We start from the raw sequence: 9,479 nt of genomic DNA, 5'->3' as shown, positions 1-9,479 counted from the left end.
GTGGAGCGTCCCGTTCGGTGCCGGAGTGGCCATGACCGTAGACGAGCTACCCATTATGACGGGCCGCAACAACCCATATTGGGGCGAGGAACGCTACGCCCTGATGCTCTACGTCACCGGAACCGTCGCTGTGTCCGGTCTCCTGGCCGTCTTTCTTCGACGTGGCCGCCATATCCGGCGCGGCGGCCATTCCGCTATGGCCTTCATCCAAGACTCCGGAACGAACGGCGACGAGTCCATCAGTAGGAGGCATTCATCCGGCGGCGCGCCACAAGGGACACCGACCTGGCTATCCGATGACCAGATCATGCTCCGACTGCATGGCACACGCAGTGAAGAAGTGTTGCTATGGACTCATTCACGCGGTGACTCCGTGGCCAGACTGCCGAACCCTCTCGATGGTGAGGAAGAGGCAGAAGTCAGACGTGAACTCGAATTATTTCGGCTGCTCGCGGTGAAAACATCGCTGGACCGGCAATGGGAACTGACCGAGGCAGGAACACGAATCGCAGGCAAAATCGCGGTGGCCGTTGACGACGAACGCGGCCATCGGCACCGTCGCCTGCGCATTACGGTGGACCGACGAATCCAGAAAACGAAACAGCCTCGCCCCGGCTTCTTTGGTCGCCGCCGACGGTAAAAAACTAAGCGGCCTTAGCATTATTGCTGTCCTGGTTCGCTTCAGTTGAAAAGGTTGGAACCGTTCTCAAGCAGCGTCCCACTGGAAAAGTGAAATAGGGGCTGAGCATGACATATGTGCCCGTTATCGGCGGTAACCGCTGCCCAATAGGAACAAGCGGGTACTTCACTTACCTATACGTATTGTTTAGAGTCGGTCCAGCAATTCGGTCTTCTTTGCTGTGAATTCGTCCTCGGTCAGTACGCCGGCGTCGCGGAGCTCACCCAGTTGTTTGAGCTGCCCCATAATGTCGACGTGGGCTTCTGGCGTGGTTGGTTGTTGTAGGCACCCGAGCGCTGGAGGTGCTGATACGCTGCCGAATTGTGTCGACAATGGATTTGCCAACGTCCTTTTGGACGCCACCAATCTCCGCCTTGTTTCCGGAGACGAATACAGTTATGGACCCTTGGATCAGGCCGGCGTTCCACTGAATCGAGGAACGAACACCGAAAACTGCCCCGGCAGGTACGGAGCGGGACCATTTCGTTTCTTTTTGTGCTTTGGCATACTACTGGTGGCTCACCAGAGCCTTAGGCCCTGCCATGAGAACAAAAGCGGAAAGAGACGCCGATTATGAGCGCCGGGACGCTGCCATTACTGCCAAGTACAACGCCCGGATGGCAGAAATTAAAGAGCGGAGCGCCGAACTGCGAGAGCAGTCAGCGGACCGGAAACGAGCCGCACCGCCGACCACTCAGAGACCCTTTTACACTCCGTCAATGCTGAGCATTATCGTAGGTGTTCTTTTTCCACCGTACGGTTTGTACCAGTGGATGAGGCTCTTGACCGATCAGATGCGGATATACCGATCTGCCAGGGCGGAACTTGCGCGCGTCCGGTCCCTGAATAGCTGAAGTCGCCCCGTTTTACGTCTGCATCTGAGCCGGCCACCGAACAGCTGGTGCGTCCTCACCTGTTCCGGGACCAATTGCAAACGCACAGGAAGGTCTCCGAAGCTTCGGACGAGGAGTTTCGTCGAGCATGGGGCCTTAGGTGACGAGTTCGGCGTAGACGACGTAGTTCCCTTCAAGCCGGCCAGTGGCGGGGTCGTATCCGTCACAGGTGATCAGCCGGAGTTCGGCTCCTTCGGTATATCCGTAGACAGTCTCTGTGGGGAACGCATCTTTGGGGTACTGCTCGCCATGTTCCACTGCGAAGGTGGCAGTTGTGCCATCTTCTCGCGTGACCTCGATGATGTCTCCGGGTGTGAGGGCGCGCAGATCAGCGAATACGCCCGGACCCCCATCAGATGCGTTGACGTGCCCGAGCAGGGTGGCCGGGCCGCGTTCACCCGGAGTGGGGGATTGGACTCTTCTATGTCTGTCAAGTCGCTTCCTGCACCTTTTTGGTCCGAGCCGCGGCAGCTAGAATTCTGAACACACGGCGGGCCAGATAGCGTTTGACGCAGCGCCGGATTTCTTTATCGGTTTTGCCCTCGGCGCGACGTTTCTCGACGTAGTCGCGGGTTTCGGAGTCATAGGTCATCCTGGTGATCGCAGCCATGTGCAAGGCGCTGTTGAGTCTCCTGTCGCCACCCCGGTTCAACCGATGCCGCACCGTGTTCCCCGATGATGCAGGGATGGGATTCACGCCAGCGAGACAGGCGAAGGCAGCCTCGCTACGGACCCGTCCCTCATGTGACCACGCCACCAAACATTTCGCCGCGGTCACCGCCCGGAAGCCCTTCTCCTTGAGCAGCGGTGCGGCTTCGCTGACCTCGACCAGCTCATCCAACTTCTGCTCGTTTGACTTCAGCTGCTCGTCGAGGTCCAGGATGTGCTTGGTTAGGCGGACCGCCTCGGCACGGGCGATACTCAAAGCCAGTTCTTCCTCGCGTTCACGCCACCGGGAGATCTCCTCGATCTGGACCGGGGTGAGCTTCCTGCGAGCATCAATTCCGAGGTCATTGCTGCGCACCAAAGCGTTCAATGCGTTGATCGAACGGGTACGGTCCTTAGCCATGGATTCCCGGGCGGTCACCAATATCCGCAAGCCCTGGCGGATCCCTTCATTCAAGCGGGGACGGCGCAGTTTCTCAACCGGCAACGGCAGCACGGCCACAGCCATCCTGTGGGCGTCCAAGGCATCGGTTTTACCGACGCCGCGGTTCTTCTTGGCGTCCATGCGAGGAGCCTCGGTGACGGGGAATCCATGGGTGGCTACGGTGCCGGCGAGGATCGCCCCGTAGGACGCGGCTCCCTCGATGGCCCAGAGAGTATCGGCGTCGGCGTTGGTGCGGCGTGCGACCCATTTGATGGCCCGATTGATACCGGCTGCGGTAACCGGGAATGACTGCGTATCCAGCAGTGCGCCATTGGTGGCTTCGACGATGGCATGGACATGGTCGCGTGCGTGAGTGTCGACGCCCACGACAAATGGGTGGCAATGAGAGACGATAGACAGAGCGGTCACTTGTTTTTCCTCTTGTGATGGACTTGGTTGGTGGCCGTTGCCGGCCGGTACCAGTCCGGGTAGGAATCACGTCGGAACAGAACTGTGAGGGGTCACGCCCGCAAGGGTGGACAATCTTCTAATCAAGCTACCGAAGTGGGCCGGACGAGTACCGGCCGACCCACCCCGATGGACGGACAAGTCCACAAAAGGACACCCTGAGAGTCAGTTGTACCAAGGGTCACGCCACAGGGTGGAGCGGCTGGTAACTATCCTGCCAGCCAGTCCCAGACCAGCTAAAACAAGTCTCACAGTTGTACCAGCCGGCGGGAGCGCCGGGGTTACCAGGGGGAACTTCCAGCGACCCGTTCTCCTGCAGGCCGAGACGCAACAGTTCGGAGAGGGTGCCAATGGAAGGAATGCTGACGGAGACCGGCGGTGATGCAGCCATGACCGGCAACCGGCTGGCGGAGGCCTCCGGCGCCGACACTGGTGATTTCTGATCCGGAACCGGCGATGTTGACGCAGCCGTAGTCTCCGTTGACTCGGTGTGGTTCTGAGCGCAGCCGGTGAGAAGTAAAAGAGCGACCGTCGCAGATGCCAAGTAGCTTCTGCGACGGCCGCCAGTTGAACTAATTCATGCGTAAAACTCATGTCCGATCAGTTCGCGGTGATGTTAGGACTAGGCCTGGCCATCGTTACGGCGGCGAACCATATAGGTTCCGCCCGCTGCCGCTGCCAGAATGAATCCGCCACCGAGGGCGAGAGCACCCACGTTGTTACCGCTTTCCTGGACCACCCCAGTATCAACGCCACCGACAGGCACCTCATCCATCTGGTCGTTTTCGGGAACCTCAGGGGCCACATCAACATCATCGGCCGGCGGCGTGTTCTCAGCGACGATGTCCGCGACGATGCTTGGGTCGAAAGGTGCTGTGCCAGCTGCGTCGCAGCCGAAGCCGTCTCGGTCGCGATCGAGGTGGGTGCCGTAGGCAGGGCTGGCGGCGGGAATGTTGAAAACGCCTGCATTTGCTGCGGCAGTGCAGTTCTCGAATGGGAGGGCCGTTGCTGCCATGGCCGGGGTTGCTGATAGGGCTGAAAAGCCTACTGCTGCGGCGAGGGCGAGTCCTGCTGTGCTCTTATTCATGTGTTCCCCTAGTTACGAGTGTGATTGGTTACACTTGCAGTGTACGCAGGAAACAGTATTTTGCGCACTTATGGGTTTTCCAGTTCCTTGTTTCAGGGAAGCGCGGCCACGGCTCGGCCTTCAGCAGGCCTTTGAGTTCTCCGGGCTGCCGGCCTCCACTGCGCACCGCCTGCTTCTGGAAGCTTCTGTGCGAAGCCGCCGGCAAGAACGCCCGCCCATGAACCAGAAACGGCCGTTTATGACCCACAGCAACTGACATTTGAAACTGTCCTCCGCCAACGTGCCAGAATCCATGTAACTAACCCTGTTCCTGCGTTCGCGCCTTCTGGGCGGATTGTGACCCGAGTGTGCACTTTGCCAGTCTTGTAACCCGTGGGTATCAAGACGCCTGGCCGAGACACCCCAACTCGCTCGAAAATGTGTCGCTTGTTATGAATATGGGACCACCGTGGGCGGTTTCTGCGTCCCACTTGAGGAACCATTCCCCGAAGGATAGTAATCGGCGGGTTCTTGGTGCGTAAAGCCGATGGCGTCGGTGACGACGTCAACCAGTCGGCCGTTGCGTTGGTAGGCTTGCCGCTGCCGGCTGGCCCCTGTTCCGCTGCTGAGGATCCTTTGCAGGGACTCCTCGACGTAGGCCGCGTCCCCGGCCTCGTCCAGGGCGTCCAGGACATGGTCATGGAGTGCGGAGATGACATGTCTTGCAGTGTCCGGCTTGTGGGTTATCGGGTGGAGCAGCTCGCCCTGGATACCCCACCGGCTGGCCCGCCAGGCCCCCTGGCGCAGGATTATGGCTGGAACCATGTCAGGTGCCTGTCCGGCCTTCCATTCCCGGGCAGCGGTCTCCACCAGTGCCCGCACCAGGGCGGCGATCAGGACAGCGTCGCGGGGATCAAGGCAAACATCGGACACCCGGATCTCGACGGTGGGGTGGCGGGCGGAGAGGCGCGCGTCAAAATCCGGGTTGATGACCACCCCGGTGCCCGACAGATCCGCCACCAGTGCGTGGTAGGCCTGTGCTGAGCCGAAGACGTCCGTCGGCCCGGCGGTGGACCACCGGTTCCAGACCTGCGTGCGGAAGCTGGCGTAGCCGCTGTCCATGCCGTTCCAGAACGGGGAGTTCGAGCTCAACGCTATGAGCGGCGGCAGCCAGGACCTGATGCGGTCCAGGACCGCGACGCCTTCCTCATCCGAGCCGACGGAAACATGGACATGGCATCCGCAGGTCAGCTGCTCGCGGGCCGTCAGAGCATACTTTTCCAGCAGCGCGTCATAACGGTCGTTGCTGGTGGCATGGGGTGTGACCGCCAGCGGGGACGTGGCGAGGGCGACTATCCTCGCACCCGCTTGTCGGGCGAGCGAGTCGGCAAAGGTGCGGCCTGCCCGTATCTCGGCGGCGAGTCCACTCAGACTGCTGTGCGGGTGCGTGATGACTTCGAGCTGTTCCTGGTGCAGCTCGACAGCCAGCATCGGCTGGGCGGAACGGATTACCGCCTGGCCGAACCGGTCCTGGAGACGCAGCAGGTCTGCGGCCAGAGGCAAGGGACTGCCGTTGTAGGGATCTACGATCAGAAATTCTTCCTCGACACCAAGAGTACGCACCTGACAAGTGTGGCCGACGAACGCGACAGCCGGCGCCACGCCCGGAACTCTCGCGGATTGCTCGTATCCTTCGGTTAAGCCGATGGTGGCCTCGATGACGCCGCCCATACCCCGAGTGTGTGTTGCATCCCATAGGCTACAAGACAACTTTGGGTGAGACAGTGGTCTCATTTTCGAATCCAGCAAGTGCGTGGCCCTCCGGCCTCTCTGGATGTCTCGCTACCCTGTACCGCAAGTAAGTGCTAGATTGATGGTGCACATTTACTGTTGCGAGACATACGGGGGAGGATGACATCGGCAAACTGATCGGCTACGTCCGGGTATCGACAAAGAATCAGGATGCCGAACGGCAACTTGAAGACCTGTTGGCGGCGGGGGTGCGCCGTTATGACCTCTACACCGACCATGGGGTCAGCGGAGCCCGGGCGCCCCGGCCGCAGTTCGCGAAGGCGCTCGAGGCCTTGGACGAGGGGGACACGTTGGTGGTGACCACTCTCGACAGGTTGGGGCGTTCAACGGCGAACATGCTTGAGCTGTCCAATGAGCTGCGGGCCAGGGGAGTGGACCTGCGGGTGCTGAACCTCGGGGGAGGAAACGTGGATACCGGCACGTCGATGGGCGCGATGATGTTCACCGTCATGGCCGCCCTGGCTCAAATGGAATTGGAGATCAAACGCGAACGCATCACCGACTCGGTGTCCAAACGCCGTGCCGCCGGTAAGGACCTGGGCGGGCGCCGGGAGCAATTCACCGACAGTCAGATCAACAATGCCCGCCGACTTATTAACGCCGGCGAACCGGCCACCCAGGTGGCGCGGGATCTGGGGATGTCGCGGGCGACACTGTATCGGCGCATGGCGGAACTGGACGCCCGGCACTGGCTCACATCGAACTCATAGCCAGTTCATCACGTGCTGGGATGTTTCAGTTCTTCGGGTTGTCCGTCCGTGGAAGTGTCTCGCCATTCACCCCTGAGCGGGCTACTGTCTATGCATGGGTACGAAGATCCTCGGCAGGTATCAGGTCACCAAGACAGCCTCAAGTAAACATCCTCAAGACTGGGGCCGGGCGATGGCCCTGGGCATGGCCGATCTGGCCGATCACGCTGCTGAGGAGGGTATTGGAGCCGGCCATGAAGATATGTTCGACGAAGACATTCATTTGCTCATCCGCGAGAAGGACAGCGGTGTGGAAATTACCCTCTCCTGGCCTTTGGGGGATCAGTAAGTTACTCAACTTCCTTTGTATCTTTTAGTCGGTTACTGTTCCATATTCCAAAACCGGATTTACGCCTCTGTAATCCTGCAACCCCCAGGGAAAATTTCTATTGGGCTCAGAGGTGCGGTAGACGCGGCGGTTGCCGTGCCGCCTTTGGGCGCCCGTCCCTCAGGCTGCAGTCTTTGGTGCTGCCCCTTGCCGCATCTCCAGCTCGGTGGCGAGGTGGTAATGCCAGCCCAATGCCTTCGGGGCAAGGATGTGCGCACTCGAGCTCCGCAGGGCCACCCCTTGCGCACAGCAAGTCAATGGCAAAGAAAACCGTCACTCGGTGGTATCAGATAAGGTCATGCCGGCCGTCACAGTACAGTGGTGGCCGGAATCCTCTTGTGGAGCTCATGGTGCAGAAGGCAGTGGAGTTGAGTACCGGCGTTAGTGCCGCCGAGATGGCGTTTATGTGCAGACACAGCGGAGCCGCGGCCACCGGAACGGATCATCGTCACCGTGCCGGGCGGCCACGGCAGTATGGTCAACTCATCGCGGGTCCGGAACCGGAAGCGCCGGAAAGCTCTGCGAGGAACGTATGACACTGCTCGGCACGCCGGGAATTCTCAGCCATCACCTGCTCGAAAAACCCGGCGATGTCCTCCCGGCCCGCATTGCGGGCATCTCGGACATACTGGCCATAATCGTGGCCAGCCTTCAGCGAGTGATACTGCACGGAAATAAGATCAAACGATACGTCGTCAAAACCAGTTTCACCGGTTGCCATGATGTGCCTCCATTATCGTCATCCGTGGGCCGCACCATGCGTGTAAAGAGGCTGATCGCCTCCCCGGGCACAGACAATGGTTTAGCCCGTCTCTATCGGTCCCGGCACCGGCGTCCGCATCTGGAACCCCGGATGCCAAGCCTGCTTACCATTAGACAGAGTCCGGCTCCTATATACAACCCCCCGGCGGGCGGAATTGAAACCGATTTATCACTATGGCTCTCTTCGCCCGGCCTCATCGGCAAGTTCGTCATGATCGACGACTTCAACGAGGGAGGCGACGGCGGCCGGCCGCATTGCTTCCGCGTCGTCGCTGATCCGGACCTGCTGAACGAAATTGAGCATGCAGCCAAGCGGGCCCGCGGACGCTGAACATGCCACGGCCCCCTAACGTGTAGTGACCCGTATTCGGCGTCAAGGCCCGCTCGAACCGTTGTGCTGTTTCAAGCCGGGGCTATACTTGGTCCCGTGATGAGTTCTGCATCACACGCCTAATTCTCGGCGACGGTGAAACGCACAATCAACGAGGAGGGCCAGATGGCTCCGGCAGATCCGCCCAAAGACGACCGCGTAGGAAATGATTACCACGAGGGTAACAACCCCGGACCAGGTGGTGATATCGACACCGGTGACAGCGCCCTTCCGCCCTATGAGGGCCGGACGAAAGAGCGCGGCGAGGCCAAGGGCACCGCCCGCGCCTGGGGCAGTGAGCCGCCCGTCAAGGAACCCGCACAACCTGGCTCTGATGAGGTTCACGACGAGTCGGACATGCCGCCGGAAGGCGTGGGGGAGAGCACCACCAAGTCCGGCGAAGATGTGAAGAAGGACGAGGGCAAGGAATCCGGCCGGGTCGATACCGGAACGGATGAAGCGGGCCGACCAACGGGCGAGTCGACCGGCGAAGACGCAACGGATGTCGGGCCACCGAAGAAGAGCACCGGCAGGACACCGTAACAGCCTTCCGCCCGCTAAGGTACGGCGCTGCGCAGGTTTGTGTGGCACCACCGTGCTCCTCGTGCGATGCAGATTTTCGGCTGCTTCACGAAAGTGCGGCCACAGCTCGGCTTTCGGCAGGGCTGGAGATCTCCGGGCTGCCGGAAGCAGATGGGCCGGTTCCGGCTTATACGGGCTCGAAAGCGCCAGCGGGGCGCCCAGCGTGGACCTGGTCGGAGCAGACGCGGTGGCAACCATGATCTGCGGGCTCCAATTTCTCGACCAAGGCCCGGACATAGCCAAAGATGGCAGGGCTGCTATTGTGACCGCAGGCCCGCCGGGTGCGGGGAAGTCTTCGGCCATCCAGGATCTTCACCTGCGCGGCGATGGCTGGCGGGTCATCGACCCGGACGCCATCAAGACCCTATTGCTGCGCCACGCCCTCACCGAGGGCCGCTTCGATAACCTGCTCACGCACAACCTTGCCGACGGGCACCCGATCATGCTCAACGAGCTGTCCTCGTTAGTACATAACGAGTCGACGATGCTGGCCGAGAATATTCTGGCCCGCTGCCTGCAGGCCAGGGAAAACGTCGTCATTGAGGGGACTCCCTTCTGGCCGGGGCTGGGCACGCGATACCTTGAAAACCTCGAAGCCAACGACTACGGTCACCTGACGATTCTCGATGTCGAATTAAGCCTTGCGGTCGCCCTCGAACGGGCCCGCGCACGATGGGTCG

Annotated in this window: 12 protein-coding genes and 1 pseudogene; 6 read left to right on the top strand and 7 right to left on the bottom strand. The window is 60.6% G+C overall.

The genetic code is table 11. The features are described from left to right. A partial coding sequence (locus Y707_RS0100715) for a hypothetical protein (RefSeq protein WP_026533695.1) occupies positions 1-640 on the top strand: 640 nt, incomplete at its 5' end. A 186-nt stretch (positions 641-826) separates the two neighbouring features. On the opposite strand, the gene Y707_RS29370 is transcribed toward Y707_RS0100715, so the two are convergent. From Y707_RS29370 to Y707_RS32015, 4 genes are all read right to left on the bottom strand, one after another. Beyond that, on the bottom strand, positions 827-925 hold the full coding sequence (locus tag Y707_RS29370; RefSeq protein WP_081744532.1) for an SHOCT domain-containing protein: 99 nt from the start codon (positions 923-925) through the stop codon (positions 827-829). Positions 926-1,668: 743 nt separating this feature from the next. After that, positions 1,669-2,043 carry a sortase domain-containing protein gene (locus tag Y707_RS22285; RefSeq protein WP_081744531.1) on the bottom strand — a complete coding sequence of 125 codons (375 nt, stop codon included), beginning with the start codon at positions 2,041-2,043 and terminating at the stop codon, positions 1,669-1,671. Next, positions 2,003-3,091 carry an IS110 family RNA-guided transposase gene (locus tag Y707_RS0100695; RefSeq protein ID WP_026533693.1) on the bottom strand — a complete coding sequence of 363 codons (1,089 nt, stop codon included), beginning with the start codon at positions 3,089-3,091 and terminating at the stop codon, positions 2,003-2,005. Before Y707_RS0100695 ends, Y707_RS22285 begins: the two co-directional genes overlap by 41 nt. 661 nt (positions 3,092-3,752) lie before the next feature. Beyond that, positions 3,753-4,217, bottom strand: coding sequence for an excalibur calcium-binding domain-containing protein (locus tag Y707_RS32015; RefSeq protein ID WP_081744530.1), 465 nt, complete (start codon positions 4,215-4,217; stop codon positions 3,753-3,755). Between Y707_RS32015 and Y707_RS33345 the strand changes: the two genes are divergently transcribed. Further along, positions 4,144-4,473 carry a helix-turn-helix domain-containing protein gene (locus tag Y707_RS33345; RefSeq protein WP_155852616.1) on the top strand — a complete coding sequence of 110 codons (330 nt, stop codon included), beginning with the start codon at positions 4,144-4,146 and terminating at the stop codon, positions 4,471-4,473. The genes Y707_RS32015 and Y707_RS33345 overlap by 74 nt on opposite strands. A 173-nt stretch (positions 4,474-4,646) precedes the next feature. Here Y707_RS33345 and Y707_RS22275 read toward each other — a convergent pair whose 3' ends face one another. Then, the gene (locus Y707_RS22275) at positions 4,647-5,927 is read right to left on the bottom strand and encodes a carboxylate-amine ligase (protein WP_081744529.1); all 1,281 of its coding nucleotides are present in this window, start codon (positions 5,925-5,927) and stop codon (positions 4,647-4,649) included. A gap of 185 nt (positions 5,928-6,112) precedes the next feature. On the opposite strand from Y707_RS22275, the gene Y707_RS0100670 reads away from it, so the two are divergent. Further along, a complete protein-coding gene (locus Y707_RS0100670; RefSeq protein WP_026533691.1) occupies positions 6,113-6,718 on the top strand; it encodes a recombinase family protein in 606 nt (201 codons plus the stop codon). A gap of 94 nt (positions 6,719-6,812) precedes the next feature. Continuing rightward, on the top strand, positions 6,813-7,046 hold the full coding sequence (locus Y707_RS0100665) for a hypothetical protein (RefSeq protein ID WP_026533690.1): 234 nt from the start codon (positions 6,813-6,815) through the stop codon (positions 7,044-7,046). Between the two features lie 517 nt (positions 7,047-7,563). On the opposite strand, the gene Y707_RS0100660 is transcribed toward Y707_RS0100665, so the two are convergent. Then, positions 7,564-7,806 carry a hypothetical protein gene (locus tag Y707_RS0100660; protein WP_026533689.1) on the bottom strand — a complete coding sequence of 81 codons (243 nt, stop codon included), beginning with the start codon at positions 7,804-7,806 and terminating at the stop codon, positions 7,564-7,566. 213 nt (positions 7,807-8,019) lie between these two features. Then, entirely contained in the window at positions 8,020-8,151 is a 132-nt protein-coding gene (locus tag Y707_RS33095) for a hypothetical protein (RefSeq protein ID WP_275451177.1), read from the bottom strand. 162 nt (positions 8,152-8,313) lie between these two features. Between Y707_RS33095 and Y707_RS0100650 the strand changes: the two genes are divergently transcribed. Together Y707_RS0100650 and Y707_RS22270 are read left to right on the top strand one after the other, a co-directional pair. Continuing rightward, a complete protein-coding gene (locus Y707_RS0100650) occupies positions 8,314-8,760 on the top strand; it encodes a hypothetical protein (RefSeq protein ID WP_162150147.1) in 447 nt (148 codons plus the stop codon). 226 nt (positions 8,761-8,986) lie between these two features. Next, positions 8,987-9,479: pseudogene (locus tag Y707_RS22270) on the top strand (zeta toxin family protein); the annotation flags it as partial.

The organism is Arthrobacter sp. H14, from assembly GCF_000520495.1.
In the GTDB taxonomy this organism is placed as follows: Bacteria; Actinomycetota; Actinomycetes; order Actinomycetales; family Micrococcaceae; genus Arthrobacter_C.
Note: the sequence above shows the minus strand (reverse complement) of the source record. Positions and strands in the feature narration are given on the sequence as shown.